Here is a 25,048-nt window from a genome sequence, read left to right on the forward strand (position 1 = left end):
TCAGCGAGGGTCGGGCCGCGCCGCGGGCTGGCGCTCAGTGGTGGGGATCTCGCCGGTCTGGACGAGGGCTTTGAAGTAGTGGAGAGACTTGCTCGCGAGCGCCGCCGGGACAGTGTTGCCCAGCATCCGGGTGGCGATCCGGCCGACCATGCCTCCGGGCGGATCGAGGCTGATGCGCAGGGTCACCACGGTACCGCGGTTGCCTGCAGCGGCGCGGAAGCGCACGGACGCTTCCCGGATCAGTACATCCCCCTCGCCTTGAGCCTCCCAGCGCAGGAACGCGCCCGGCTGGTCATCCACAATCCGCATGTTCCAGGAGCCGAGATCGTGTCCGGCGCTCCAGCGTGTCTGTCCGTCGCCCACTAGTTGGACATCCGCAAAGGGCGCCATGATCCGACGTAAGGTGTCCGGGTCGCGCAAGCGACGGTAGAGTTCGTCCGTGGGGACATCCTCGATCGTGATCGAACGCTGGAAGTCCGGTTCGTACTTCACAACCGAGCGTCGGTTCGACCCCCTCCCTGTACGGTTCCCGGCAGTGCCCATTTGAGCGCCGAGCATGCCGATGGCGGCCACGCCGGCAGCGGCGGCGAGGGCCAGTCCAACCATGCCGAGACTCGAGCGATCATCGGGAGCATCCTGTCGGCCCTGCCGGTAGCCCGACCCGGAACGAGTGGACGCCATTGCGTCAATGCGACCCGGACTTTCCGCCCGATCCCGTCGGGAGAGCCCATCGTTTTGATTCGCCATGGCACACCTCAGAAACGTCGAGGGACCTTCGAGCCTCAGTGATCGTGCAGCCGGCCTTTTTAAGGTCCTGACTCTATAACCCCCGAGAGCAGCGCAACTTTGTGCTCAAGCTGTATCTGTCGATGGGCTACCAGCAGCAACCCGATGCATAACTTCTGAACACTTGAAAAGCCTACCGCCACTTGCGTATCCAAAAAATAACCTGTGTGAGATTTTCAATCTTTCCTTGGGCCATGGCGCTTCCACTGCGCTCCCGTTGACCAGTTCGGTCACGGACTAAAACCGCATGATAATGATTTAAGCGTACTCGGAGGCCTTCTGCACGAGTGCCTGAATGCGATGGCGCTCCGCGGGGTCGTGAAGTGACCGAGATGGGCGCGATGCTGTCGTGCGTCGCGAGCTCGGCGAAGGTCCGGTTCTTTGCAGGCGCACCCCGATAGCAGACAGGCAGAAATCCACCCGACCCAGTCGCAGAGCGGCCAGCCAGCCCCCGACCCGACTTTGCCGGATAAGCCGCTCTCCGCCATCCGCCGGAAGCGGTCGTGCGTCGATCGGTGAGGGGGGCAGCGGCGCCACATCGGCGGGCCTTCGCCCGTGAGCGGGAGAGGGGCCGCCTTTGCTGAAAGGGTGAGCCCCGATGCGGGCGGCCCCGATCTCGTCGGGTCGACACCGTCCGCTCGTCCGGGGTCGAGATCCGACTCCGTGGCGTCCTGGTGGATGACCTGAAACTTCGCGCCGACCCGTTCCGTACCGACGCGAGAGGATAGGATCGCGCCCAGGCAAAAGCCTTGATGTGAGCGCGGGATGACTCTTGCAAGATCATCAGAGTATCGGAAAGTAATTCTTCGTTCTTTCGGGAACAACGATACAATTATGCTGTTGTCTCGTGGGTTGGATAAGATGTTCACCTCCACAGGAGATCACACATGAAGACGTTCACCCTTGCGCTGACCGCCTTGACTGCCCTCGGCGGCATCGCCCTCGCCGCCGGTTCGGCCACGGCCGCCCCGATGTCCGTCAACGGCCTTCAGTCCGAGAGCGGCGTCACCCAGGTCCGTATGGACCGTAGTGAGCGGATGATGATGAAGAAGCGCATGATGCGGAAGAACATGATGAAGCGCCGCATGATGAAGAACCGGATGATGAACCGCGGCATGTGATCTCGAATACGCGACGCTTTCGGAGGTCCCGACGCAGGGGCCTCCACCCCGACGGCCACGACTTCGAAGAAGACCGTTTGGCTCGCAACCGACCCGCTCTACGTCCGGAATCGGCGACGTCGAGCGTCGCCGAAGGATGTACAGGCATCCCGTGGTCGTCCGCATCACGCAGTGGGTCGATGCGGTGTGCCTCCTGGCCCTGCGCACGAGCGGCCTCCGGATCTTCAACGCTCACCCGGCCCTGTACTGGTGCAACGTCTCGACCTTCGACAGCCAGATCACCCGACGAGGTCATACGGCGAGCCGGCCGGGGGCGCCCGACCGTGCCGTGGAAACCGGCCGATCCGATAGCCGGGAGACACGTTCCGCGCGCATCCGGCTTCGATCCGAGCCGCCCCCTATGACGAAGCGGCGCGTCTGCGCCGGGACGAGGCGGCCGGGCGGCATGACCGCGTCGACGAGGCAGCGGGCGAGCCGTTCCGGCGGTTCCACGTGCAGTCGAAGGGCCTTGGGAGAGGGACGCCGTTTCGACCCGAGAGGGCCAAGCCCGGCGCCTCGTCGGTCGGCTCTCAGGCCAGTCGGCGATACGGCCCGTGCGCTCACGGCCAGCCGCGATGCCCCCGCCCGGAGGCGCGGGATGCGTCAGGTTTCCGCCGCGCGCAGCCATCCAGGCCCGTCGGGAGACGGCGGCGCCCGGCCCGGCGAAGCCGCCCGGCCGAAGCATTCCACGTCTCTCCGGCCGCGAGCGATTCCTGGCACGAGCACGGCAAGGCGGCGCGATGGCCGGCCGTGACGCTCAGTAGCTGTAGCTGCGCTGGTTGTAGCCGCCGCCGCGCTGCTGGACGCGGGAGCCGTAGTCGATCTCGCGCTCGCGCCGGGCCTTGCGGTTGGCGAGATAGCGCCCGCCGAGACAGCCCGCCACGGCACCGACGACGCCGCGCTCGGCGAGGTAATGGCCGGCGAGGCCGCCGATGATCGCGCCCTTGATGCAGCCCTTGGCCTCGGCCGCGCCGGCGCTCACCAGGGTGGCGAGGGCGACGGCCGACAGGGTCGAAACGATCCGCATGGTGATCCTCCACGATTGCGGAGGATGAAACACCGTCACGCTCCACCCCGTTCCGGGACGCCGCTCACTTCGTTCACGCCGCAATGCGGCCCGTCGACAAACTCAGAAAGGGGTCAGGCCGCGACGCGGCCTGCGAGAAGTCAAATCGGGGTCAGGCCGCGACGCGGCCTTCCAGGGGGAACACCTTGGCGGGGTTCATGAGCCAGCCGGGGTCGAACACGTTCTTCACCCGCATCTGCTGGTCGAGATCGGCTTGTCCGTACTGGAAGCGCATGAGCTCGCGCTTCTCGATGCCGACGCCGTGTTCCCCCGTGAGGCAGCCGCCGACCTCGACGCAGAGCTTGAGGATGGCGTCGCCCGCGGCCTCGGCCTTCTGGAGTTCGCCCGGCTTGTTGATGTCGAACAGGATCAGGGGGTGGAGGTTGCCGTCGCCGGCATGGAACACGTTGGCGACCCGCAGGCCGTGGCCGGCGCAGATGGCGCCGATGCGCTCGAGCACCAGGGGCAGCTGGCCGGTGGGAATGGTGCCGTCCATGCAGATGTAGTCGGAGATGCGGCCCGTGGCACCGAAGGCGGACTTGCGGCCCTTCCAGATGGCGGCGGACTCGCCCTCCGACTTCGACACCCGCAGGCTCGTCGGGCGGAAATCCTCCGCGATGGCGACGATGCGGGCGAGCATGGCCTCGCACTCGGCGTCCGAGCCCTCGACCTCGATGATCAGCATGGCCTCGGCGTCGCGCGGGTAACCAGCCTGGGCGAAGTCCTCCGTGATGAGGATCGCCTCGCGGTCCATGTATTCCATCGCCACCGGGATGATGCCGGCGGCGATGATGGCGGCGGTGCAGGCGCCCGCATCCTCCACGGAGGCGAAGCCCAGAAGCGCCGGGCGCGCGCCCTCGGCACCGCGCAGGATGCGGACGGTGGCCTCCGTGACGATGCCGAGCTGCCCTTCCGAGCCGCAGACGAGGCCGAGCAGGTCGTAGCCGCCGGAATCGAGGTGCTCGCCGCCGATCTCCACCACGGTACCGTCGTTCATCACCAGGGTGACGCCGAGAAGGTTGTTGGTGGTGACCCCGTATTTGAGGCAATGCGCCCCGCCGGAATTCATCGCGATGTTGCCCGCGATGGTGCAGGCGAGCTGGCTCGACGGGTCGGGGGCGTAGAAGAAGCCCTCGTGGGAGACCGCCCCCGAGATGGCCAGGTTGGTGATGCCGGATTCCACCCGCGCCGTGCGGTTCTCGTAGCTGATGTCGAGGATGCGGTTCATCTTGGCCACCCCGAGGATGATGGCGTCCTCCTGGGCGATGGCACCGCCGGCGAGCGAGGTGCCGGCGCCGCGCGGCACCACCCGCACGCCGTTGGCGTGGCAATACGCCATCACGGCCGAGACCTCCGCGGTGGTGGAGGGCAGGACCACGGCGAGCGGCATCTTGCGATAGGCCGTCAGCCCGTCGGTCTCGAAGGCGCGGCGCTCGTCCTCGGTGGTCACCAGGGCCTCGGCCGCCACCAGGGGGCGCAGCCCTTCGATGATCGCGTCGCGGCGGGCGACGATGCCGGCATCCGGCACGGGAAAGGCGATGGTCATCTCGGGTCCTTCGGGCGTTCCTCGGGGACGGTCGGCGCCGGGTCTTCAGCCCACGCTCAGCTTGGACGGCGTAGACCGGCGATGCGGTCGGAGCAGTCTTCGAGGGACGACGCTACAGCCAAAGCCGCGCCCTTCCCAGGGGCTTCGCGCCGGGGTCGGGGACGGGTCGACGGCGCCGGCCCGGCGAAGCTTCGTTTCGCCGCAGACGCCATCGCACGGACTGGAACGTTTTCACCCTTGATCTGTTCTAAAGGACCAAGCTCTGCCATAAGCCGGGGTGGCCCAAAACCGCCCCTCAGGAGGAAACAAGAATGCGTCATCTCATCCTCGGCGTCGCCCTCGCGCTCGTGCTCCCTCTCTCCGCCCACGCCGAAGGCGATGCGGCCGCCGGCGAGAAGGCGTTCGCTCCCTGCAAGGCCTGCCACAATTTCGAGAAGAACGGCGTCGGTCCGACCCTGAAGGGTGTCGTCGGCGCGAAGGCCGGCGAAGGTGCCGACGGCTACGCCTTCTCGGCGGCCATGAAGGGCTCCGGCATCACCTGGGACGAGGCCAACCTGCACGAGTGGCTGACCGACCCGAAGAAGAAGATCCCCGGCACCAAGATGGTCTTCCCCGGCGTCAAGGACCCGAAGAAGGTCGACGACATCATCGCCTACCTCAAGACCAAGTCCTGATCCGAGACCAAGTCCTGATCCGAGACCAAGTCCTGATCCGAGACCAAATCCAAATCCCGAGCCCGGCCCGCCACCGGCGGGTCGGTTCGCCGAGGCAGATCGTCAGGAAGCCGTCCCCGCCCCCGCGGGGGCGGCTTTTCCTTTGCCGGCCCGCGTCTCGGGTCGCGCCCGGCCGGGGGCGGCGGACGTTCCCTCGCCTTCGCCCAGGCGCTCGTGCAGGGCGCCGCGCAGGGTCACCAGGACGTCGAGGAGCGCCCGGCGCCCATCGAGATCGAGGCCGGTGAGGCCGCCGGCCTCGTGCGGCACGCAGTCCATCCGGCCCTTCAGGTCCCGGCCCTTCTCCGTGAGGAAGATGCTCACCTGGCGCTCGTCGGCCCGGTCGCGGGCGCGGCGGACATGGCCCGACGCCTCCAGGCGCTTGAGCAGCGGCGTCAGGGTGCCCGAATCGAGGAACAGCCGGGTGCCGATCTCCTTGACCGTCACGCCCTCCTGCTCCCACAGCACGAGGAGCACGAGGTATTGCGGGTAGGTCAGGTCGTGGGCGGCGAGGAGCGCGCGGTAAGCCCGGCCGAAGGCGTGCGCCGCCGCGTAGACGGCAAAGCACAATTGCCCGTCGAGGCTCTGCGCCGCGGACGGGGCCGCCGGGACTTCTGGAGAGAGCGGGGCATCCTCTCGGCCGGACATGCGGCGACTTTCCATTTCCATGCGTGACCCATCGCACCGTTGGTGGGGACGGAACCGGTTCCCGGTGCCGCCCTTTCCCCAGGGCGCGACGAGCGCCCATCTTAGGCGGAACTCATATTGCGCACAATCGACCGTCGCGGTACCGCAACCGGGTTGCGCGCAATCGATATTTGTGCGAGATGAAAAATCGATTGCGCGCAATTGAATTGGCGCGCCGTCACGGCCATCAGCCCAACGAGGAGACCGATCATGCAGGCACTCTACACCGCTCGCGCCCACGCCACCGGCGGCCGCGAGGGCTCCGCCGCCAGCGACAATGGGGCCGTCGACGTGACGCTCACCACCCCGAAGGAGCTCGGCGGCAACGGTGCCCCCGGCGCCAATCCGGAGCAGCTCTTCGCCGCCGGCTACGCCGCCTGCTTCCTCGGCGCGATCAAGTTCGTGGCCGCCCAGGACAAGGTGAAGATCGCCGAGGATTCGAAGGTCGAGTCCACCGTCGGCATCGGCAAGCGCGACGACGGCACGGGCTTCGGCCTCGTGGTCACCCTCAAGGCGACCCTGCCGGGCGTCGACCCAGCCGTGGCGCAGGATCTCGTAAAGCGCGCCGACGTGGTGTGCCCGTACTCGCACGCCACCCGCGGCAACATCCAGGTCGACATCTCGGCCGCCTGATCCCGTCACCGCGGACGGACCCGGCGATGCCATGCGGCCCCCTCGGACCTTCCGAGGGGGCCGCCGTCGTGTCCGGAACCCCGGTCAGCCGGCGAAGACGTGCCCGGCGAGGATGCGCAGGCCGACGGGCCGGCCGGCGGGCAGGCGGGCGGTGTCGGAGGCCTCCACCACCACGGTCTTGCCCTCGGGGCGGTCGACCTCGATGCGCTGGCGGCCCTGGCTGCGGTAGGACGAGCGCACGGTGCCGTGCAGGTGCGCCTCGTGGCTTTCCGCGAACTGGAGCTGCCAGGGACGGGCGTAGAGCTTGACCGGGCCGACGAGGCCGGGGGGCGCCGCCACGGGGGTGAGCCGGCCGTCGACCCGGACCTGGCCGCCCTGGGCGATGGCCTCGACCTCGATGGTGTCGCCGAGGAACTTCAGGACGGTGGCCGAGACCGGCGCCTCCTGCACCTCGTCGGGCGTCCCGATCTGCTCCAGGCGCCCTCGCGACAGGACAGCGACCCGGTCGGAGAGTTCGAGGGCCTCGTCCTGATCGTGGGTGACGAAGATCGTGGTCTGGCCGGTGCGGTCGTGGATCTCGCGCAGCCACCGGCGCAGATCTTTTCGGACTTGGGCGTCGAGGGCGCCGAACGGCTCGTCGAGGAGCAGCACCCGGGGCTCGACGGCGAGCGCCCGGGCGAGCGCGATGCGCTGGCGCTGGCCGCCCGAGAGCTGGGAGGGATAGCGGTCGGCGAAGCCCGACAGCTTGATGAGATCGAGGAGATCGCCGACGCGGCGCTTGATCTCGACTTTGCTGGGTCGGTCGGCGCGTTTCCGAGCATTCAGCCCGTAGGCGATGTTGTCGGCGACGCTCATGTGCTTGAACAGGGCGTAGTGCTGGAACACGAAGCCGACGGCCCGCTGCTGCACGGGGAGCCGCGTCGCGTCCTCGGCGCCGAACACGATGCGGCCGCGGTCGGGGAAGTCGAGGCCCGCGATGATGCGCAGCAGCGTGGTCTTGCCCGAGCCCGAGGGCCCGAGGAGCGCCAACAATTCGCCCGCCCGCACGTCGAGGGAGAGGTCGTGCAGGACCGCGGCCGTGTCGAAGGTCTTCGACAGGTTCTCGACCCGGATGGCGGTGGAGCCCTTCACCGGTTCAGTGCCGGCGGCCGGACGCCGCGATGTCGCCGGCGTAGCGCCATTCGAGGAGGGATTTGAGGCCGAGGGTGACAAGAGCGAGACCGGCAAGGAGGGAGGCGACGGCGAAAGAGGCAACGAAGTTGTACTCATTGTAGAGGATCTCCACGTGGAGCGGCAGCGTGTTGGTGAGGCCCCGGATGTGGCCCGAGACCACCGAGACTGCGCCGAATTCACCCATCGCGCGGGCGTTGCAGAGGAGCACGCTGTAGAGGAGCCCCCAGCGGATGTTGGGCAGCGTCACCGTCCGGAAGGCGTGCCAGCCGGACGCGCCCAGGGTCAACGCGGCCTCCTCCTCGGCGGTGCCCTGCTCCTGCATGAGCGGGATGAGCTGGCGGGCGACGAACGGGAAGGTGACGAAGATCGTCGCCAGCACGATGCCGGGGATCGCGAAGATGATCTGGATGTCGTGCTCGATCAGCCACGGCCCGATCAGCCCCTGGGAGCCGAAGACGAGGACGTAGATCAGCCCCGAGACCACCGGCGAGACCGAGAACGGCAGGTCGATGAGGGTGATGAGCAGGTTCTTGCCCCGGAACTCGAACTTGGCGATGGCCCACGAGGCCACGACGCCGAAGACGAGGTTGAACGGCACGGCGATGGCGGCCGTGATCAGGGTCAGGCGGATGGCCGCGTGGGCGTCGGCCTCGTGGAAGGCGGCCAGATAGGCGTCCCAGCCCTTTGCGAAGGCCTGGACGAACACCGTCGCCAGGGGCAGCACCAGGAACAGGGCGAGGAAGACGATCGCCACGGCGATGAGGAGGCCGCGCACGAGGCCGCCCTCGGTGACGACGCTGGCCGGCTGCTGCCTCGGCAGGTCGGTTGCGATCTCAGACATAGCCGAATCTCCTGCGGCTCCAGGCCTGGATGAGGTTGATGGCGAGCAGGGTCACGAACGAGATGCCGAGCATGATCGTCGCGATGGCGCAGGCGCCGCCGTAATCGAATTCCGAGAGCTTGATGACGATGAGGAGCGGCGCGATCTCGGAGACGTAGGGCAGGTTGCCGGCGATGAAGATGATCGAGCCGTACTCGCCGACGCCCCGCGCGAAGGCGAGGGCGAAGCCCGTGAGCACCGCGGGGATCAGGGGCGGCAGCACCACCCGCGTCAGGGTGTGGAAGCGGCCCGCCCCGAGGGTGGCCGAGGCCTCCTCGATCTCCTTGTCGATCTCGACGATGAGGGGCTGCACCGTCCGCACGGCGAACGGCAGGCCGATGAACACCATGGCGATGTAGATGCCCACCGGAGTGTAGGCGGCCTGGATGCCGAGCTTCGCCAGTTGCTCGCCGACGAGGCCGTTCGGCGCATAGAGGGAGGCCAGCGCGATGCCCGCGACGGCGGTGGGCAGGGCGAAGGGCAGGTCCACCACCGCGTCGACGAGCCTGCGGCCGGGAAAGTCGTAGCGCGTCAGCACCCAGGCGACGAGGAAGCCGAAGAGCGAGGCGGTGAGCGCCGCCAGGGCCGAGATGCCGAAGCTGACGCGGAGCGCCGAGGCCACGCGCGGATCGGTGGCGACCTCCCAGATCCCCGAGAGCCCGAGCCCGGAGGCGCGCACCACCAGGGCGGCCAGCGGCAGCAGCACGATGAGGCTGAGGCAGGTGAGGGTGTAGCCCATCGTCAGGCCGAAACCGGGAATGACGCTCGGTTGGCGGAAGCGCCGTCGCGGGCGGAGGGGTGGGGAGGCCATGGGCTCGTCCGGGCGTCTCGAGAGGTCTCCTCCCCGGCGGGCGGGGAGGAGGGGCCCCTGTTCAGGCCAGGCCCGTTGGGCGAAGCCGGTTCAGGGAAGAAGGAGCGGTTACCGCCCGGCCTTGCTCAGCTGGTCGAACAGGCCGCCGTTGTCGAAGTTCTTCTTCTGGATATCGTCCCAGTTGCCCTGCAGATCCTCGATCTTGAACAGCTTCAGCTCGGGCAGCTCTGCGAGATGCTCGGGCTTGGCGGCGGCGCGGTTGAGGGGCCGGTAATGGTGCTTGGCGAAGATCGCCTGGGCGGCATCCGAGTAGAGGAACTGCAGGTAAGCTTCCGCCTGCTTGCGGGTTCCCTTCTTGTCGACGTTGGCGTCCACGAGGGCGACGGGCGGCTCGGCGTAGATCGAGGTCGGCGGCACCACCACGTCGAACTTGTCGCGGCCGAATTCCTCGAACACGAGGTAGGCCTCGTTCTCCCAGGTCGGCAGCACGTCGCCGAGGCCGCGCTGGGCGAAGGTCACCGTGGAGCCGCGGGCGCCCGTGTCGAGGACGGGGACGTTCTTGTAGAGCTCGCCCACGAAGGCGTTGGCCTTGTCGACGTCCTTGCCGTCCTTCTCGTAGGCGTAGCCCCAGGCGGCGAGGAAGTTCCAGCGGCCGCCGGCCGAGGTCTTCGGGTTGGGGGTGATGACCTTGACGTCGGGCTTGACGAGGTCGCCCCAGTCCTTGACGCCCTTCGGATTGCCCTTGCGCACGAGGAACACCACCGTCGAGGTGTAGGGCAGGCCGGCGTTGGGCAGCTTCGTGCGCCAGTCGGCGGGAATCTTCTTCGACAGCCGGGAAATGGCATCGATGTCGGAGGGGATGCCGAGGGTCACCACGTCGGCCGGGATGCCGTCGATCACCGTGCGGGCCTGGGAGCCGGAGCCGCCATGCGAGGCGCGCACGGTCACGGTCTCGCCGGTCTTGGCCTTCCAGTCGGCACTGAACGCGGCGTTGATGTCCTTGTAGAGCTCGCGGGTCGGATCGTAGGAGACGTTGAGCAATTCGCTGTCGGCGCGAGCGGGTCCCGCCGGGGAGACAGGTCCCGTCAGGAAGACGGGCCCGGCCAGCAGCAGGGCGGTGGCTAGGCAGGCGGACAGAGCCAGGCTTCGACGGCTTCGGGTCTGGTGGGTCTCGCTCGACATCTGTCGCCTCTTGATAACGGGCCGTTCTGGATCCCGGAGCCGATCACGGGTCGTCCGGTCCACGGCAAGGTTTTCGTTCTATATAACGAACGATGTCAACCAGCCTGCCCGTACCGTTTCCCGGGGACAAGGCTCCGGGAGATGGGAATTCCCATGTTTGGGTCAAGCTTCGGGGGAGACGGAAAAGGTCGTTTTCCGCACACCGGCATCGGGAGCAAGTTCGTTCTCCGCGCAAGTGTTCTTCAAGAAGAACATTTTTAGTCGTCAGGCGCCGTTTTTCGTCGGCGTTCCCGCCCGGAACCGACTCGTACCAGCGCCGCCCCGCCGTGGATCGCCGCGAGGTCGACCCGCGGGGCAGGCGGCCGCGATCCATCCGGGCTCGGGCTCGTGCGGCGATCGCGTCCGATGGCGTTCCGTTCACCGAAGCGGGCGCTTAACGATCCTTCAAAGGACTCGCGCGCAGGGTGCACCGTCCCTTTCCGGCGGAGGGTGGACGCTGAACGGAAACGGGACCTTCCGAATGCCAAGTCCCACTTCGGGCTCAAGTCCCACTTCGGGCGTAAGTCCCATCTCGGGCTCAAGTCGCACTTCGAGTTCAAGTCCCACTCCGGGCTCACGCGCGTTGTCGCACCGCGGGGCCACCCTCCGGGCGGCCGTCACCGGTCTCGCCACCGGCGTCTCGGCGCGGAGCCGGGACGCGACCTTCGAGGCCGCCGGCTTCGACGCCCCTGCGGCACGGGACGCGGCGTCCGCCCGGTACAGGATCGCGACCGCGACGGGGCAGCTCGAGGAAACGCTTCACCTCAGCGTGCATATCGGCCTGACGCACGTGGTCGTCGTCGCCACGGTCCTGCTGCTGTTCTGGAACAAGGCCTCCGACGCCTACCTGCTCGCCCTGTGCGCCGGCGTCGTCCTACCCTCCGCCGCCTTCATCGCCGGCGCCTCCCTCTATCGCCGCGAAGCGTCGTCCGCGGCGCGCGTCGAGAAGGGGCAGACGACCGTCCGGCTCCTCGCCCTGTGCCTCGGCCTCGCCTGGGCGACGATGCCGATGGCCCTGTTCGTACGGGCCGATCCCGACCACGGCACCTACGTGGTCGCCGTGTGCGCCGGGCTGATGGCGACCGCCTATGCCCTCGGACCGATCCGCCATGTGGCGACCCTGTTCGCCGTGCCCGTGGTCATCGGCGGATTCCTCGCGCTGGCGGCGCGCGGCGACGACGTCGCCCGCGTCCTCGCGGTCCTGTTCGTGATCTACGCCGGCTTCATCCTGTTCACCGCCAGACGGATGGCGCACGTGTCCATGGGGCGCATCGTCGATCGCGTCCGGGTCGCCGAGCAGAACGAGACCATCGGCCTCCTCCTCAACGATTTCACCGAGAATGCCAGCGAGTGGCTGTGGGAAACCGATCCCGACGGCCGGTTGCAGAACGTTTCGCAGCGCCTCGGCGAGATTTCGGGAAGATCCCCGACGCGGCTCCGGGACGCCCCGTTCGAGACGCTGTTCCGCGACGCGGAGATGTCCACGGCCGCCCCGGGCGCCGCCGCCGCGGAACTCGTCGCCCTCGTGGCCGGGCGCCAGGCGTTCCGCGAGCGCGTCGTCGAGGTGACCCTCGGCGGGACGCCGCAATGGTGGCGGCTGAGCGGCAAGCCGCTCTACGACCGGTCGGGCGGTTTTCTCGGTTTTCGCGGGATCGGCGTCGACATCACCGTCGCGCGCCAGTCCGAGGCCCGGATCGCCTACCTGGCGAGCTACGATTCCCTGACGGGCCTCGCCAACCGGGCCCTGTTCCAGGATCTCGCCTCGATGGAATGCGAGCGCGCGGAGCGGACGGGCCAGCCCTGTGCCCTGCTCTACCTCGACCTCGACGGATTCAAGATCGTCAACGACACCTTCGGCCATGCCCTCGGCGATGCGCTGCTGACCGGCGTCGCCACGCGGCTGAGCGCCCTCGCCCGGCCCGGCGACCTCGTCGCGCGCCTCGGGGGCGACGAGTTCGCCATCCTGCATCCCTGCGCCGACGCGGACGATGCCTTCGCCCTCGCCCGCACGGTGATCGGGCAGGTGAGCCTCCCCTACCTCATCGACGGCGTGCAGGTGGAGATCGGGGTGAGCATCGGGATCGCGCTGGCCCCGAACGATGCCACGACGCCCGAGGCCCTGCTGGGCCGGGCGGACCTCGCCCTCTACCGGGCCAAGGCCGCCGGCCGAGGCGAGGTGTCGGAATTCACCCCCGATCTCGAAGCGTCGGTGCTGAAGCGCCGGGACCTCGAAGTCGACCTCAAGCGCGCCATCGCCCAGGGTGAGCTGAGCCTGCACTACCAGCCCCTCGTCGGCCTCGCCCGGGGGGAGGTCCGCGGCTTCGAGGCCCTCCTGCGCTGGACCCGCAATCCCGGCGGCCCGGTCTCGCCGGCCGACTTCATTCCCGTCGCCGAGGCCTCGGGCCTCATCGCCGTGATCGGGCATTGGGTGCTGCACGAGGCCTGCCGGGAGGCGGCGCGGTGGCCCGAGCCGATCCGCATCGCCGTCAACATCTCGCCGACGCAGTTCCGGCACGCCGATTTCGTCCTCGACGTGTTCCAGGCCCTGGAGGCCAGCGGCCTCGCGCCCGACCGCCTCGAACTCGAGATCACCGAGTCGGTGTTCTTCGAGATGAACGGCACCACCGTGTCGAACCTGAAGGAACTGCGCGGGCTCGGCGTGCGCATCGCGCTCGACGATTTCGGCACCGGCTACTCGTCCCTGAGCTACCTGATCCGGTTCCCCGTCGACAAGATCAAGATCGACCGCTCGTTCATCAACGAGATGGGCACCCGGCACGAATGCCTGGCGATCATCGAGGCGATCCTGACGCTCGCGGCCAAGCTGTCCATCACCGTCACGGCCGAGGGCGTCGAGACCGTCGAGCAGGCGGCCATGCTGCGGGCGCGCCACTGCGACGACATCCAGGGCTTCCTGTTCAGTCCGGGCCGCCCGAGCGCCGAGATCGACGGCCTCATCGCGACCCTGCCCCACCGCTTCCAGGCGATCTTCTCCGACGAAATCACGGACGCGCGCGTCGCCGCATAGGCTTTTCCAGCGCACAGGAGGCGGGCTCACCGCACGGGAAGACCCTGCGATCGATCTTAAACGAAGCCGGGACGCTATCGTACGGCAACACCGCAGCATCTCCTGCGTTGGTCGGACATGCCGCGCTTCTTCATCAACATCCGTGATGGTGACTGTCTCATCGAAGACGAGGAAGGAAGCCTCCTGCCCAATGTCGAGGCTGCCTGTCGCGAAGCCCTGCTGGCCGCGCGCGACATTCTCTCCTCGAAGCTTCGGGCTGGCGAGGAAGTGAACGGTCAGGTCTTCGAGATTACGGACGAGGACCGCGTCGTGCGGGCCTCGTTTCCGCTGCGAGACGTCCTGAAGCGCAAATAGCCTGGCCTGTAGCCTGCAAGTGAGCCCGAGCACGATGACAGCGTCCGCATCCCGTATCTGGACGCCCCGCTCCGGGCCGGGCCATCGGAGCCCGTTCCGGACGGGCGTCGACCGTGCCCTGGCCGACGCGTTTCCCCTGGCCGACGGCACGGACCTGCCGCACCGGATCGCGACGGCGCTGGTCCGCCTGGAGGATGCCCTGCGCGAGGGGGCGGGCGACCCGCCGCCGACGCGGCCCGAACGCAGCTGACCAATCCGTCCGAGCCGCAACGGGGCGCAAGGCACGGCCCGCGAGTCACGCGGAGCAAGTCACGCGATGTCTGCGGCGCGATCCGGCGCCGCCCCGCCGCGCACCATCGCGGCGACCTCCGCGCCCGCGCGCAGGCCCTCGGCGTAGGCGCCCCCGGCGGTCCCCCATTGCAGGCGCGACAGGGCCTCGCCGGCGAACCAGATCCGCTCGCCCACGGGGGCGTGCAGGCTCAGGCGGGCGCCGGCATGGCCCGGCGGCACCACCGCCCAGGAGCCGCGCGACCAGGGGTCGTGGCGCCATTCGCTGACCACCGGGATCGACAGGTCGTGCAGGGCGCGGGCGCCGAAATGCTGTTCCAGCGCCCGCCGGACCAACCGCCGCACCCCGTCCGGGCCGGCGCGGCGCGCGTCGAGGGACGCCGCCATGGGCGCGTCGAGCTCGAAGTAGTGGAACGGCGTGCCGTCGATGCGGGTGAGAAGCCCCGGAACCGGAAAAGGCCCGCCGACGAGGCTGGCGAGGCGGTCGGCGCCCCGGAACGGGCAGGACGGCCAGTGCAGCACCGCGTGCTCGTAGATGCCGACGGAGAACCCCGCGATGGCCGCGGCCACGGCCGGCGGCAGGGCCGGGGTGAACAGGGACGCGTCCCGCAGGACCATGGTGGGAATCGTCACGATCACGGCGCGGGCCGTGCGGACGCCGCCATCCGCCAGGGTGACGCGCACCCCCGACCCGGCCCAGTCGATCCCCGTCACCGGGCAGTCGAGGGCGATGGGCAACCCCTGGGCGAGGCGGGCGAGGTAGCCGCCGTAGCCGCCGGCGATGAAGCGGTTGTCGCCGTACTCCATGCTGGGGAAGTCCTGCAGCGAGACCGCGTCGAGGGGCCGGCCCGAGACGAGGCCGTGCACCAGTTCCACCCGGCGGCCCCAGGGGCCGAGCCCCGGCGGCAGGGCGCCGGCGGCGGGGCGGTCCGGTCCGCCGCGCGCCGCACCGTCGCTCATGGCCCGATCGGCCGCCGCGAAGGCGCGCCCGAGGGCGGCCGCTTCGGACGGACGGCCGGCGCGGCGTCCGACCCGGACATGGCTCGCCTGCGCGGCGATCCGCAGGGGCTCGCCGCGGGCCTCGCCGAGGCGCACGAGGGGATTGATCGGGCCCGCATGGAGCCAGTGGGCGCCGAGATCGACGGCGTGGCCGCGCAGGGCGGCCGTCGCCACCCGCCCGCCGACACGGCCGCGCGCTTCCAGCACCGCCACCGCGACCCCGGCCTGCGTCAGCGCCCGCGCCGCCGCGATCCCGGCCGCCCCGGCGCCGATGACGATCACCTCCGCGGCGGCCGGCAGGGGCGCGAGGCGCGGCGCGATGCTGGGCGGCAGGCTGTCGTGCTCGGGTCTGCGCATGGTCGGGTCCGGGGCTCGCTCGGCTGTCGGCCTATCAGAGGCCGGCGATGCGCGGCAACGCGCAGCGTCAGCGCCGCGCCCCGTCGCCGAGGTCGAGGACCTCGACGAGGCTCGAGCGGTCGCCCCCCGGTTTCGGGCTGCCCACCAGGGTGTGGATGCGCCCATTCGCCACGATGGCGCCGAAGCCGTGGCGCGGGGTGGGCAGGGGGGCGTGCCGGGTCCAGACATCCCGCGCCGGATCGTAGGCCTCGACGGCGCCGAAGGTGCGGGCGTCCGATTCGCCGCCCATGACGAAGATCCGTCCGCCGAGCACCGCCGCCGCGGCCCCGCTCCGGGCCGTCGGCATCGGCGCCCCCGTGCGCCAGGCGTCGGCGGCCGGGTCGTAGATCTCGGTCACGGTGCGGTTGCGGGCGGGGTCGCCGTCGATCCGCCCGCCGATGGCGACGAGGCGGCCGTCCACGGCCTGGACGGCGAGGTGGTCGCGCCGGGTCGGCAGGGCGGCGGCCTCGGTCCAGCGGTCGCGCGCCGGGTCGTAGACCGCATGGCCGGCCGCGTTGCCGCCGCCCGAGACGCTGCCGCCGACCACGTGGATGCGGTCGCCGATCGCCACCGCGCCCCCTGCCGCCCGGGCGCTCGGCATCGGCGCGCGCGGGCTCCAGGCATCGGCCTTCGGATCGTAGGCCCAGACCCGGTCGCTCGCCCGCCAGCCGGCGCCGTAGCCGCCGAAGACGTAGACCCGGTCCCCGAACCCCGCCGCCATGGCGTGATGGATCGGCGTCGGGAACGCCGCCCCCGTCCCCCACGCGCCGGTGGCCGGATCGTGGACGAGGAGGCCGGTGGCCCCGTTGTAGTCGCCGATCACGTAGGCGAGGCCCGCCAGCGCGGCGACGGCCACCTCCGAGCGCGGGGCGGAGGCCGGCGCGGCGGCCCGCCAGGTGCCTGACTCCTCCGGCCCCCCTGCCCCCAGGCGCTCATGGGTGCCCACGGCCTCATGGGTGCCCACGGCCTCATGGGTGCCCACGGCCTCATGGGTGCCCACGGCCTCATGGGTGCCCACGGCCTCATGGGKGCCTCATGGGTGCCCACGGCCTCATGGGTGCCCACGGCCTCATGGGTGCCCACGGCCTCATGCGCGCTCGCGGACATCGTGGCCGCGAGGATCAGGACGGCGAGGAAGGCACGCATGGCGTCGGTTCCGGCTGGGCTCCGGGGACGAACGCGCCGGGCGGCCGAAGGCTGCCGGACGCGGACCGTGTGCGGCGGCACCCTTGCATCCACCCGCCCGCGCCGCCAGAACCGTCCCGGCAGAACCTTCGGGACGTGCGTGCGGGAACGGCGCCCGCGCCGGACGATCCGACACGAAGACGGGATTCGAGACACGGTCATGCTGTTCAAGGCCGCCTTCGCCGCCCTCCGGCAGGTCTTCTCGCCGCCCCTGCGGGCGATCCTGTGGAAGTCCCTCGGGCTGACCGTCGGCCTGCTCATCGTGGTCTGGGCCGGGCTCACCCGGGCGATCAACTGGTTCCTGTCCCAGCACCACCTCTCGGTGGACTATCCGTTCCTCGACACCCTGGCGGTGTTCTTCGCCGGGGCCGGCCTGTTCGTGGGGCTCGCCTACGTGATGCCGGCCATCTCGATCCTGGTGGCGGGCTTCTTCCTCGACGACGCGGCCGAGATCGTCGAGCGCACGGACTTTCCCCACGATCCGCCGGGCACCGCCCTGCCGCTCGGCCGGGCGATGCTCTACGCCGTGCGCTTCGCGGGCCTCGCCCTCCTGGTGAACCTCGTCGCCCTGATCCTGTTCTTCGTGCCGGGCGTGAACCTCGTGGCGTTCTTCGGCGCCAACGCCTACCTGCTCTCGCGCGAGTATTTCGAGCTCGCCGCCGGGCGCTTCCGGCCCATGGACGAGGCCGGGGCCATGCGCCGCCATTACGGGCCGACCACCCTCACGGCCGGCGCGCTTCTGGCCGGCCTGATGGTGGTGCCGGTCCTCAACCTCCTCACGCCGCTGTTCGGCATCGCCCTGATGGTCCACGTCCACAAGGGCTTGAGCCGGCGCACCCCCCTCGCCCCGCCCGAGGCGCCCGCGCGCCTGCGCTGACGCGCCCCCGGGTGACAGGCCGGCGGTTTTCGTCGGCATCCGGCTCCCCCAGGGCCCGGAACTGTTCTAGATAGTCCCCCGTCGAAGCCTGCCGGTTGAAGCCTGCCGGTTCCGGCACCCGTCCAGGACCGGCGCGGACCCGTGACCCGATCGGGGCACGGCCAGGCGCACCGGGGCCGCTTTTCGAGACGTTTGAGAGCGATGACCGGCTTCGAGACCCTTCCCCTCACCCGCCCCGACGCCCAGCTCGTCACGGTGTTCGGCGGCTCCGGCTTCCTCGGCCGCCACGTGGTCCGGGCGCTGGCCAAGCGCGGCTACCGCATCCGGGTCGCTGTGCGCCGGCCCGACCTCGCCCTGTTCCTCCAGCCGCTGGGCAAGGTCGGCCAGATCGTCGCCGTGCAGGCGAACCTGCGCTACCCCGAATCCATCGCTGCGGCGGTCCACGGCGCGGACGTGGTGGTCAATCTCGTGGGCATCCTGCAGGAGACCGGGCGCCAGAGCTTCGCCAAGCTCCAGGCCGAGGGCGCCGGCGAGATCGCCCGCGCGGCCGCCGCCGTCGGGGCGCCCCTCGTCCACGTCTCGGCCATCGGGGCCGATGCCGGCTCGCCGTCGGCCTATGCCCGCACCAAGGCGCTGGGCGAGGCTCGCATCGGGGAGGCCGGAGGCGAGCACGTGATCCTGCGCCCGTCCCTGGTGTTCGGCCCGGGCGACAGCTTCTTCAACCGCTTCGCGTCCCTGGCCCGGGTCCTGCCGGTGCTGCCGCTCGCCGGGGCCCGGAGCCGATTCCAGCCGGTCTATGTCGGCGACGTCGCCGAGGCGGTGACCCGGGCGGTGGAGGGCCGCGTGCCGGCCGGACGGGTGTACGAGCTCGGTGGCCCGGAAGTCGCCACCCTGGAGGCCATCGTGCGCTACATGCTCACGGTGATCATGCGCCGCCGCAAGGTGCTCGATCTGCCCCTGCCCGTCGCCCGCCTCCAGGCCCGCGCCCTCGAGATCGTCGACACCCTCACCCTCGGCCTCCTGCCGGATTCCCTCAAGCTCACCCGCGATCAGGTCACCCTGCTCCAGTCCGACAACGTCGTCTCGGAGGCGGCCAAGGCGGAGGGGCGCACCCTGGAGGGCATCGGTCTCCAGCCCACCACCATGGAGGCGGTGGTGCCGGGCTATCTCTGGCGCTTCCGCACCGCCGGCCAGTTCGCCAAGCCCCGCGTCGCGGTGGAATCCGAGGTCCCCGAGACCCTGGCACCGGTGCCCTACGCGCCCTCGAAGCCGAGCGGGCCGGCGCTGGGCCCCGACGCCAGCCAGCCGAGCCGGATGGGCACCCGCTGGGGCACCCGCGGCTGAGACGGCGCGCTCCGTGAGCGTCGCGGCGGGGTTCCTCCTCGTCTTCCTCGGCTCGGGCCTCGGCGGCATGGCCCGCCACGGCGTCGGCGTCGCGGCCGTGCGCCTCGGTCAGGGCTTTCCCTTCGGAACCCTTGCCATCAACATCCTGGGCTCGGCCCTGATGGGGGTGCTGGTGGGCTGGTACGCCCTGCGCGGCGGCAGCCAGCCCCTGCGGCTGTTCCTCGCCACCGGGGTGCTCGGCGGCTTCACCACCTTCTCGACCTTCGCCCTCGACGGGGTCGTCCTCCTGCAGCGCGGGGAGAATGCCGCCGCCCTCGCCTACATCTTCGGCTCCGTCGGGATCGGCCTCGGCGGCCTCCTGCTGGGCCTCCTGGCCATGCGAACGCTGCTGTAGCGGGCGGTCACCGCGCTCGATCTTTTTTCGTCGTCCCCGTTTGTCGTCTCCCGTCCGCCGTCCCTTCGCGGGCCGACGCGGCAAACCCATGCCCGCGCTCGGATTTTACCGAAGACATGGAATTGATCCAAATCGAAGCTGGGTCTTTTAGGCTCGAAGCGTCGATTTATACGCATTCCAATGTTTCCCAATACGATTGAAATCCATCTTGCTGCACCGCATTGCTGTCATCGTCGATTCGGCGACGGGCAGGGAGGCGACGATGATGGAACGGGCACTGGATTGGGTCCGGGGCTATGCGCAGCTCGCCTGGTGGGACGGCTCCTGCATCGACCTGCGCCTGCACCGCCTGACCGACTTCATCGATTTCGTCGCCACCGCCCCGGATCCGGTCGCGGCCCACATCCGCCGGAGGACGCCCGCGTGAACCCCCGCCTCAACGCCGACCCCGCCCCTCACGCCTGCGCCGAGGCGGCTTCGGCCGAGGACACCCTGGACGAGTCCCTGCGCCGGGCGTTCTGGCAGAGCCTCAACCGGGCGCCGCTGCCGGCCATGCAGGCCCTCGAAACGGCGGCCCGGACCCTCGGCGCCCTCTACCGGCAGGTGGCCCGGGCCCACGAGCAGCCCGGCGGATGCAGGTGCGGCTGGGAGCCCGACCCCGATTGCGACCTCATCGTCCTCGAGGCCAACCTCGCCGCCGCCCTGCTTCATCCGCCGCAGCCGGATCTCCTGCGTATGCCGGCCGCCGGATCCGCCTGACGCGACGCGGGCGGGGCGGGCCGCCCGCGGATCCGCACTGCGCGCGGGTACCGCTTCCACACCCAAGGTCCCTTCCACACTCAAGGTTACCCTTTCCTCACACACCGTGGCGGATCATGGCCGCAGGCACTGGGAAGGGGCGCGGCATGGACGGATTCTATCGCGGCATCGAGGTATCCCTGCTCGGGTTCAGCCTACTTCTCGGGCTCGGCGCCATCCTGCTTCCGTCCTCGCCCGGTGGCCTGCCGGGCGACGCACAGGTCGCCGTCACCCTTCCGATGATCACCGTGACGGCGAATCCCTGAGCCGGCGAAGCCTGGTCTTGGGGCGAACGACACTTTTCTGCCACCGGGGCGCCTGAATTCCTGCAACCCTTCCGGCCCGCCGCGACTTGATCTGTCGTAGCGAGAGCGGCCTTCGCGGCCGTTCCGAACGGCGGTCGAGGGTACCGAGCGGTGCGCGGTCAGGATTCAGATATGTCGGTCTTTCACACACGGCTGTCCGCCATGGCCGCGGGCGCCCTGTTCGTCACGTGCGTCGGCCTTTCCGGCGCCCAGGCGGCGCCCGCCGCGAACCAGGGTTCGTCCGAGGCGTCCGCCCTTCCCAACCGTCCGATCACGGCCGTCGCGGCCATGACCGAGGGGGACGACGACCTGACGAATTGCAGCCGTTCGCGCCGCCGCCTCTGGGTCGATGGCGAGGGCTGGATCGTCCGGCGGGTCACCACCTGCCGCTGAGCGACCCCGCGAGGGTCGCGGACCGGAGGACGACGCGATCCCCCGTGGATCGGACCCGCCCCGAGGCGGGTTTCCTCGTCGGGCTGAGGCCTACGCACTCTTCCCCTCCCCCACCCGCCGGAACGCCGGGGCGGTCCGGCGGTTTGTGCCTCATGATGCCGGCCAGGAACGAGGCCCCGTTGCGGAGTGCGCCACCGATGATCACGCGTCTCAAGGCGACCCTGCTGGGAGCCGCCCTCTCGTGCGCGACCTTCGCCGGCGCGCAGGCACAGGCGATCTACGGCGACGTCGGGCCGGGCTACGGCTACGCCGGCTCCGCGATCCGGGGCGACTATGTCGGCGCACCCCTCACCCGGTTTCCGCGGCCCGACCAGATCGTCCCGAGCGCCTGGGGCTACGGCACCTACGGCATCCCCACCGTCTCGGGCATCCACCCTGCGCCCGTCGGAACGCCCACCGTCTACGTGATCGAATCACTTGCACCCGCCGCCCGCGCGACCGCAAAAGCGCGTACGACGGCAGGACCACGGGTGCTCGCACGCGACCGCGCGAGCCGGTTCGCCCCGGCGCCGTCCGCCACGCCATACGCGTCGGCCGGGGGCGCACGCGTCGTGCCCGTGAGCGTACCGGCCCGGCAGGCAACGTTGCGCTGAGCTTGGCGAAGCATCGCGGGCGGCGAGAAAACTTGGCAACAATTTAATCTCTCGGCGATACCTTCCGAAAACGTGAGGGGCACGCCATGCATATTGTTCTCGTCGACACCAGCCGCGTCGTTCTCAAGATGATCGCCGCCCTGCTCGAGCCCAACGGGCATACGGTCACGGCCTTCACGAACTCCAGCGAGGCCCTGGATTTCGTCGAGACCACACAATCCGTACGCGTCCTGATCACCAGCCTCGAAGTCAGGCCCCTCAGCGGCCTCGAACTGTGTTGGTCCGCCCGTCTGCTGGCGGAGGCCAATCGGCCTCTGTACGTGATCACCATGTCCTCGGCGCGCAACGCCCGAAACCTTGCCGAAGCCCTCGACAGCGGCGCCGACGACTTCATCGAGAAGCCGCCCGGCCCCGAGGAGCTCCACGCCCGGCTCCGCGCCGCCGACCGGCTCACCACCATGCAGAGCGAACTGATCCGCCTGGCCCAGACGGATTCGCTCACCGGCCTGCTCAACCGCCGCGCCTTCTACCAGCGCGCCCGCGAGGCGGCCGACCGGGCCGGCAACCACGGCAAGATGTCGGCGATCCTCCTCGACATCGATCACTTCAAGCGCATCAACGACGAGTACGGCCACGATGTCGGCGATGCGGCGATCCAGGCCGTCGCCCGCGAGATCGGCACCGAGGGCATCGTCGGGCGCCTCGGCGGGGAGGAGTTCGGCATCGTCCTGCCGCATCGTCCGGCGGCGGAGGCGGAGACCCTCGCCGGGCGCCTGCGCCGGGGAATCGAGGCCCTGCGCATCCGCGGGGCGCGCGCACCGATCCGGCTCACCTGCAGCTTTGGCGTCAGCGACTGGATCGAGGCCGACACGGTGGAGGGCCTGGTCAAGCGCGCCGACATCGCACTCTACGAAGCCAAGTCCACGGGCCGCAACCGCGTGGTCACCGCGACCTCCGACCTGATCCTCGCCCGCGCCGGCTGATCCCCCTCTCCCATCGGGACTCCGGCCTGTACCGCAGCGAGACAGCGGCGTACGGCATCCTGCGGAGTCATCGTCACCGGCATCGCCCGGCTCCTCCGCGCTGATCTTGAAATCACACAAGACATGGTAAACAGAAGCCTGGAACAGATCTTGAAGTGAACCTTCGCAGTACTGCCGCGGTGTCTCGTGGTGGCACATGAGGGGGATTGCGGCATGCATCAGGCCGTTGGAGTATTGATCGTCGATGAGCCGCACGGGCTGCAGCCGAGCTTTCGGGCGGCCCTCGAGCACGAACCGACCCTGCACACGGTGAGCGAAGCGGACCTGTCCCGCGGCGGATCGGACGTGCCGGGGGCCAATGTCGCCCTCGTGGTCGTCGGCGACGGGGATCCCGAAGGCGGGGTGGCGCGGATCGGCGGTCTGCGGGCCCGGTGTCCCGGCCTCAAGATCGTCGCCGCCTTCGAGACCCTGGACGCCGCCGCGATGGCGCGGCTGGTCGCGGCCGGCACCGACATGTTCGTCGCCCGCACCGCCTCCGCCCGGGTCGTCTGCGCCGCCATCCTGGCCCTGGCCGGCCTGGACGCGCCGGCGCAGGGTATGGCCCCCACCGACGGCCTGACCCCGCGCGAGGCGGAGATCCTGCGGTTCCTCAGTGCCGGGTTCAGCAACAAGGAAGTGGCCCGCCGCCTCGGCCTCAGCGTCCGCACCGTGGAGACCCACCGGCTCAACCTGCGCCGCAAGACCCAGACCGGTCGCCTCAAGGACCTCGTCGCCCTGGCCCGCCAGCTCGGTCTCGCCCCCGTGACGGACACCGAGGGATCCACCCCCGTGCGCCGCACGGCCGGCCCGTCCACGGGCCAGTTCGCCCTCCCGGCCGGCTTCTGACGCTACGCCCGAACCGTTTCGTCGAGCGCCGAGAGGGGCCGCTTGGGTTTCCGCGCGACATCCTCGCCGCGGACCGCCTCCTCCAGGGGCTCCGGGCCTTTGCGCAGGAGCTTGGCGAGGTAGTACGAGCCGAACCCGAAGATGATCGCGTAGGCGACGAGGAATGCGACGAGGGAGGTGGTGACCGCGTTGACCGTGAGCGGCGAGTGCGCGTCCGCCGTGCGCATCTGCCCGTAGACGATGTAGGGCTGGCGCCCGATCTCGGCGGTGAACCAGCCGAACAGCACGGCGCCGAAGCCGGACGGCGTCATCAGCATCGCGGCATTCAGGAACCAGCGGTTGGTGTAGAGGGTGCCGCGCCAGCGAAGGTACAGGCTCCAGAGGCTCAGGCCGAGCATCGCCAGCCCGATGGCGACCATGATGCGGAACGAGTAGAACACCGGCCAGACCGGCGGCCGCTGATCGGGCGGCACGTCCTTCAGGCCCGGCACCACGCCGGAGAAGTCGTGGGTGAGGATGAAGGAGCCGAGCTTCGGGATACCGATCTCGAAATCGTTGCGCTCCTCCTTCATGTTCGGGATCGCGAACAGCAGCAGCGGCATGTTGGCCTGCCGGTCCCAGTTCGCCTCGATGGCCGCGAGCTTCGTCGGCTGGTGCTTGAGCACGGCGAGCCCGTGTGAGTCACCGATCATGATCTGCAGCGGCGTGCAGATCACCGCGAACCACAGGGCCATGGACAGGGAGACACGCGCCCCGGCCACCTTGGCCGGCGGCTCCTTCCGCCCGCGAAGAATCATCCAGGCCGACATGCCCGCCACCGCGAAGGCCGTGGTGAGGAAGCAGCCCATCACCATGTGGGCGTAGCGGATCGGGAAGGACGGGTTGAAGATCACCTGCCACCAGTCGGTGGCCACCGCCCGGCCGTTCTCGACGACGAAGCCGGCGGGCGTCTGCATCCAGGAATTGGCCGACAGGATCCAGAAGGCCGAGATCAGGGTGCCGATGGCGACCATGCAGGTGGAGACGAAGTGCAGGCGGTCCCCCACCCGCTCCCAGCCGAACAGCATGATTCCGAGGAAGCCCGCCTCGAGGAAGAACGCGGTGATCACCTCGTACTGGATCAGCGGCCCGAGCACGTTGCCGGTGAAGTCGGCGTAGCGCGACCAGTTGGTGCCGAGCTGGTAGCTCATGACGATGCCGGACACGACGCCGAGGCCGAACGACACCGCGAAGACCTTCACCCAGAAGCGGTAGAGGTTCCGGTACAGGGGGTTGCCGGTCCACAACCACTGGCCTTCGAGGCGAGCGAGGAAACTCGCCAGCCCGATGGTGAAGGCCGGAAAGATGATGTGGAAGGCCATGGTGAAGCCGAACTGAATCCGCGAAAGCAGAAGCGCATCGACATCCATGGATCATCCTCCCGTCCGGCCCGCGTCCCCCGGCGGGACTTGTCCGGAAGGACAGGCCCGGGAGAACTTGCTCGAATCGGTCTA

The 25,048-nt window shown here is 69.7% G+C and carries 27 protein-coding genes; 16 read left to right on the top strand and 11 right to left on the bottom strand.

What is annotated here, in order from left to right:
* Positions 1-606 carry an SRPBCC family protein gene (locus ASF22_RS17240; RefSeq protein WP_056266619.1) on the bottom strand — a complete coding sequence of 202 codons (606 nt, stop codon included), beginning with the start codon at positions 604-606 and terminating at the stop codon, positions 1-3.
* Positions 607-1,673: 1,067 nt separating this feature from the next.
* Here ASF22_RS17240 and ASF22_RS17245 point away from each other — a divergent pair.
* Positions 1,674-1,907 (top strand): hypothetical protein, encoded by a 234-nt coding sequence (locus tag ASF22_RS17245; RefSeq protein WP_056172298.1) that lies wholly within the window; start codon positions 1,674-1,676, stop codon positions 1,905-1,907.
* A gap of 796 nt (positions 1,908-2,703) precedes the next feature.
* Here the strand turns inward: ASF22_RS17245 and ASF22_RS17250 are convergent.
* On the bottom strand, positions 2,704-2,973 hold the full coding sequence (locus ASF22_RS17250) for a hypothetical protein (protein WP_056172301.1): 270 nt from the start codon (positions 2,971-2,973) through the stop codon (positions 2,704-2,706).
* Positions 2,974-3,124: 151 nt separating this feature from the next.
* A complete protein-coding gene (locus ASF22_RS17255) occupies positions 3,125-4,558 on the bottom strand; it encodes an FAD-linked oxidase C-terminal domain-containing protein (RefSeq protein WP_056172303.1) in 1,434 nt (477 codons plus the stop codon).
* 311 nt (positions 4,559-4,869) lie between these two features.
* On the opposite strand from ASF22_RS17255, the gene ASF22_RS17260 reads away from it, so the two are divergent.
* Entirely contained in the window at positions 4,870-5,232 is a 363-nt protein-coding gene (locus tag ASF22_RS17260; protein WP_056089739.1) for a cytochrome c family protein, read from the top strand.
* Between the two features lie 102 nt (positions 5,233-5,334).
* On the opposite strand, the gene ASF22_RS25235 is transcribed toward ASF22_RS17260, so the two are convergent.
* On the bottom strand, positions 5,335-5,916 hold the full coding sequence (locus ASF22_RS25235) for a MarR family transcriptional regulator (protein WP_082483796.1): 582 nt from the start codon (positions 5,914-5,916) through the stop codon (positions 5,335-5,337).
* Between the two features lie 249 nt (positions 5,917-6,165).
* Here ASF22_RS25235 and ASF22_RS17270 point away from each other — a divergent pair, with 249 nt between their 5' ends.
* Positions 6,166-6,588, top strand: a complete 423-nt coding sequence (locus ASF22_RS17270) for an organic hydroperoxide resistance protein (protein WP_056172306.1) — start codon at positions 6,166-6,168, stop codon at positions 6,586-6,588.
* A gap of 84 nt (positions 6,589-6,672) precedes the next feature.
* On the opposite strand, the gene ASF22_RS17275 is transcribed toward ASF22_RS17270, so the two are convergent.
* The 4 genes from ASF22_RS17275 to ASF22_RS17290 form a co-directional block, all read right to left on the bottom strand.
* Positions 6,673-7,719, bottom strand: coding sequence for a sulfate/molybdate ABC transporter ATP-binding protein (locus ASF22_RS17275; protein ID WP_056172309.1), 1,047 nt, complete (start codon positions 7,717-7,719; stop codon positions 6,673-6,675).
* A gap of 4 nt (positions 7,720-7,723) precedes the next feature.
* Positions 7,724-8,602: a sulfate ABC transporter permease subunit CysW gene (cysW, locus tag ASF22_RS17280; RefSeq protein ID WP_056266621.1), complete on the bottom strand. Its 879-nt coding sequence runs from the start codon at positions 8,600-8,602 to the stop codon at positions 7,724-7,726.
* Positions 8,595-9,452, bottom strand: coding sequence for a sulfate ABC transporter permease subunit CysT (gene cysT / locus ASF22_RS17285; RefSeq protein ID WP_056266624.1), 858 nt, complete (start codon positions 9,450-9,452; stop codon positions 8,595-8,597). Before cysT ends, cysW begins: the two co-directional genes overlap by 8 nt.
* A gap of 108 nt (positions 9,453-9,560) precedes the next feature.
* On the bottom strand, positions 9,561-10,634 hold the full coding sequence (locus ASF22_RS17290; protein ID WP_056172316.1) for a sulfate ABC transporter substrate-binding protein: 1,074 nt from the start codon (positions 10,632-10,634) through the stop codon (positions 9,561-9,563).
* 622 nt (positions 10,635-11,256) lie between these two features.
* Here ASF22_RS17290 and ASF22_RS17295 point away from each other — a divergent pair.
* The 3 genes from ASF22_RS17295 to ASF22_RS17305 all read left to right on the top strand — a co-directional run bounded on the left by ASF22_RS17295 (position 11,257) and on the right by ASF22_RS17305 (position 14,305).
* Entirely contained in the window at positions 11,257-13,701 is a 2,445-nt protein-coding gene (locus ASF22_RS17295) for an EAL domain-containing protein (protein WP_056266628.1), read from the top strand.
* Between the two features lie 117 nt (positions 13,702-13,818).
* Positions 13,819-14,055 (top strand): hypothetical protein, encoded by a 237-nt coding sequence (locus ASF22_RS17300; protein WP_056266631.1) that lies wholly within the window; start codon positions 13,819-13,821, stop codon positions 14,053-14,055.
* Positions 14,056-14,089: 34 nt separating this feature from the next.
* Entirely contained in the window at positions 14,090-14,305 is a 216-nt protein-coding gene (locus ASF22_RS17305) for a hypothetical protein (protein WP_056172325.1), read from the top strand.
* A 59-nt stretch (positions 14,306-14,364) separates the two neighbouring features.
* Here ASF22_RS17305 and ASF22_RS17310 read toward each other — a convergent pair whose 3' ends face one another.
* Positions 14,365-15,699 (bottom strand): NAD(P)/FAD-dependent oxidoreductase, encoded by a 1,335-nt coding sequence (locus ASF22_RS17310; protein ID WP_056266633.1) that lies wholly within the window; start codon positions 15,697-15,699, stop codon positions 14,365-14,367.
* A 67-nt stretch (positions 15,700-15,766) separates the two neighbouring features.
* Positions 15,767-16,756 carry a kelch repeat-containing protein gene (locus ASF22_RS17315; protein ID WP_056266636.1) on the bottom strand — a complete coding sequence of 330 codons (990 nt, stop codon included), beginning with the start codon at positions 16,754-16,756 and terminating at the stop codon, positions 15,767-15,769.
* Between the two features lie 327 nt (positions 16,757-17,083).
* Here ASF22_RS17315 and ASF22_RS17320 point away from each other — a divergent pair, with 327 nt between their 5' ends.
* The 10 genes from ASF22_RS17320 (at position 17,084) to ASF22_RS17360 (ending at position 23,555) form a co-directional block, all read left to right on the top strand.
* Positions 17,084-17,800: a sulfate transporter family protein gene (locus ASF22_RS17320; RefSeq protein WP_056172332.1), complete on the top strand. Its 717-nt coding sequence runs from the start codon at positions 17,084-17,086 to the stop codon at positions 17,798-17,800.
* Positions 17,801-18,001: 201 nt separating this feature from the next.
* Positions 18,002-19,144, top strand: coding sequence for a complex I NDUFA9 subunit family protein (locus tag ASF22_RS17325; RefSeq protein WP_056172333.1), 1,143 nt, complete (start codon positions 18,002-18,004; stop codon positions 19,142-19,144).
* A gap of 13 nt (positions 19,145-19,157) precedes the next feature.
* On the top strand, positions 19,158-19,538 hold the full coding sequence (crcB, locus tag ASF22_RS17330; RefSeq protein ID WP_280137426.1) for a fluoride efflux transporter CrcB: 381 nt from the start codon (positions 19,158-19,160) through the stop codon (positions 19,536-19,538).
* A gap of 262 nt (positions 19,539-19,800) precedes the next feature.
* Entirely contained in the window at positions 19,801-19,965 is a 165-nt protein-coding gene (locus tag ASF22_RS17335) for a hypothetical protein (protein WP_156369063.1), read from the top strand.
* Positions 19,962-20,297 (top strand): hypothetical protein, encoded by a 336-nt coding sequence (locus tag ASF22_RS17340; RefSeq protein WP_056266642.1) that lies wholly within the window; start codon positions 19,962-19,964, stop codon positions 20,295-20,297. Before ASF22_RS17335 ends, ASF22_RS17340 begins: the two co-directional genes overlap by 4 nt.
* Positions 20,298-20,443: 146 nt before the next feature.
* Complete coding sequence (locus tag ASF22_RS24560) at positions 20,444-20,602, top strand: hypothetical protein (RefSeq protein ID WP_200918827.1); 159 nt, start codon at positions 20,444-20,446, stop codon at positions 20,600-20,602.
* 171 nt (positions 20,603-20,773) lie between these two features.
* Complete coding sequence (locus ASF22_RS17345; protein ID WP_082479073.1) at positions 20,774-21,034, top strand: hypothetical protein; 261 nt, start codon at positions 20,774-20,776, stop codon at positions 21,032-21,034.
* Positions 21,035-21,231: 197 nt separating this feature from the next.
* Positions 21,232-21,687: a hypothetical protein gene (locus ASF22_RS17350; protein WP_056266644.1), complete on the top strand. Its 456-nt coding sequence runs from the start codon at positions 21,232-21,234 to the stop codon at positions 21,685-21,687.
* A gap of 86 nt (positions 21,688-21,773) precedes the next feature.
* A complete protein-coding gene (locus ASF22_RS17355; protein WP_056266647.1) occupies positions 21,774-22,670 on the top strand; it encodes a diguanylate cyclase in 897 nt (298 codons plus the stop codon).
* 213 nt (positions 22,671-22,883) lie between these two features.
* Positions 22,884-23,555, top strand: coding sequence for a response regulator transcription factor (locus tag ASF22_RS17360; RefSeq protein WP_056172343.1), 672 nt, complete (start codon positions 22,884-22,886; stop codon positions 23,553-23,555).
* A 2-nt stretch (positions 23,556-23,557) separates the two neighbouring features.
* Here the strand turns inward: ASF22_RS17360 and ASF22_RS17365 are convergent, their stop codons facing one another.
* The gene (locus ASF22_RS17365; protein WP_056266649.1) at positions 23,558-24,964 is read right to left on the bottom strand and encodes a cytochrome ubiquinol oxidase subunit I; all 1,407 of its coding nucleotides are present in this window, start codon (positions 24,962-24,964) and stop codon (positions 23,558-23,560) included.
* Between the last annotated feature and the right edge of the window lie 84 nt (positions 24,965-25,048).

The organism is Methylobacterium sp. Leaf87, assembly GCF_001422775.1.
In the GTDB taxonomy this organism is placed as follows: domain Bacteria; phylum Pseudomonadota; class Alphaproteobacteria; order Rhizobiales; family Beijerinckiaceae; genus Methylobacterium.

Bases quoted from the DNA above. Each gene is read 5' to 3' on its own strand.
- ASF22_RS17240 (WP_056266619.1), bottom strand. From the start codon at position 606: ATGGTTGGACTGGCCCTCGCCGCCGCTGCCGGCGTGGCCGCCATCGGC.
- ASF22_RS17245 (WP_056172298.1), top strand. From the start codon at position 1,674: ATGAAGACGTTCACCCTTGCGCTGACCGCCTTGACTGCCCTCGGCGGC.
- ASF22_RS17250 (WP_056172301.1), bottom strand. From the start codon at position 2,973: ATGCGGATCGTTTCGACCCTGTCGGCCGTCGCCCTCGCCACCCTGGTG.
- ASF22_RS17255 (WP_056172303.1), bottom strand. From the start codon at position 4,558: ATGACCATCGCCTTTCCCGTGCCGGATGCCGGCATCGTCGCCCGCCGC.
- ASF22_RS17260 (WP_056089739.1), top strand. From the start codon at position 4,870: ATGCGTCATCTCATCCTCGGCGTCGCCCTCGCGCTCGTGCTCCCTCTC.
- ASF22_RS25235 (WP_082483796.1), bottom strand. From the start codon at position 5,916: ATGTCCGGCCGAGAGGATGCCCCGCTCTCTCCAGAAGTCCCGGCGGCC.
- ASF22_RS17270 (WP_056172306.1), top strand. From the start codon at position 6,166: ATGCAGGCACTCTACACCGCTCGCGCCCACGCCACCGGCGGCCGCGAG.
- cysW (WP_056266621.1), bottom strand. From the start codon at position 8,602: ATGTCTGAGATCGCAACCGACCTGCCGAGGCAGCAGCCGGCCAGCGTC.
- cysT (WP_056266624.1), bottom strand. From the start codon at position 9,452: ATGGCCTCCCCACCCCTCCGCCCGCGACGGCGCTTCCGCCAACCGAGC.
- ASF22_RS17290 (WP_056172316.1), bottom strand. From the start codon at position 10,634: ATGTCGAGCGAGACCCACCAGACCCGAAGCCGTCGAAGCCTGGCTCTG.
- ASF22_RS17300 (WP_056266631.1), top strand. From the start codon at position 13,819: ATGCCGCGCTTCTTCATCAACATCCGTGATGGTGACTGTCTCATCGAA.
- ASF22_RS17305 (WP_056172325.1), top strand. From the start codon at position 14,090: ATGACAGCGTCCGCATCCCGTATCTGGACGCCCCGCTCCGGGCCGGGC.
- ASF22_RS17310 (WP_056266633.1), bottom strand. From the start codon at position 15,699: ATGCGCAGACCCGAGCACGACAGCCTGCCGCCCAGCATCGCGCCGCGC.
- ASF22_RS17320 (WP_056172332.1), top strand. From the start codon at position 17,084: ATGCTGTTCAAGGCCGCCTTCGCCGCCCTCCGGCAGGTCTTCTCGCCG.
- ASF22_RS17325 (WP_056172333.1), top strand. From the start codon at position 18,002: ATGACCGGCTTCGAGACCCTTCCCCTCACCCGCCCCGACGCCCAGCTC.
- ASF22_RS17335 (WP_156369063.1), top strand. From the start codon at position 19,801: ATGATGGAACGGGCACTGGATTGGGTCCGGGGCTATGCGCAGCTCGCC.
- ASF22_RS24560 (WP_200918827.1), top strand. From the start codon at position 20,444: ATGGACGGATTCTATCGCGGCATCGAGGTATCCCTGCTCGGGTTCAGC.
- ASF22_RS17345 (WP_082479073.1), top strand. From the start codon at position 20,774: ATGTCGGTCTTTCACACACGGCTGTCCGCCATGGCCGCGGGCGCCCTG.
- ASF22_RS17350 (WP_056266644.1), top strand. From the start codon at position 21,232: ATGATCACGCGTCTCAAGGCGACCCTGCTGGGAGCCGCCCTCTCGTGC.
- ASF22_RS17355 (WP_056266647.1), top strand. From the start codon at position 21,774: ATGCATATTGTTCTCGTCGACACCAGCCGCGTCGTTCTCAAGATGATC.
- ASF22_RS17360 (WP_056172343.1), top strand. From the start codon at position 22,884: ATGCATCAGGCCGTTGGAGTATTGATCGTCGATGAGCCGCACGGGCTG.
- ASF22_RS17365 (WP_056266649.1), bottom strand. From the start codon at position 24,964: ATGGATGTCGATGCGCTTCTGCTTTCGCGGATTCAGTTCGGCTTCACC.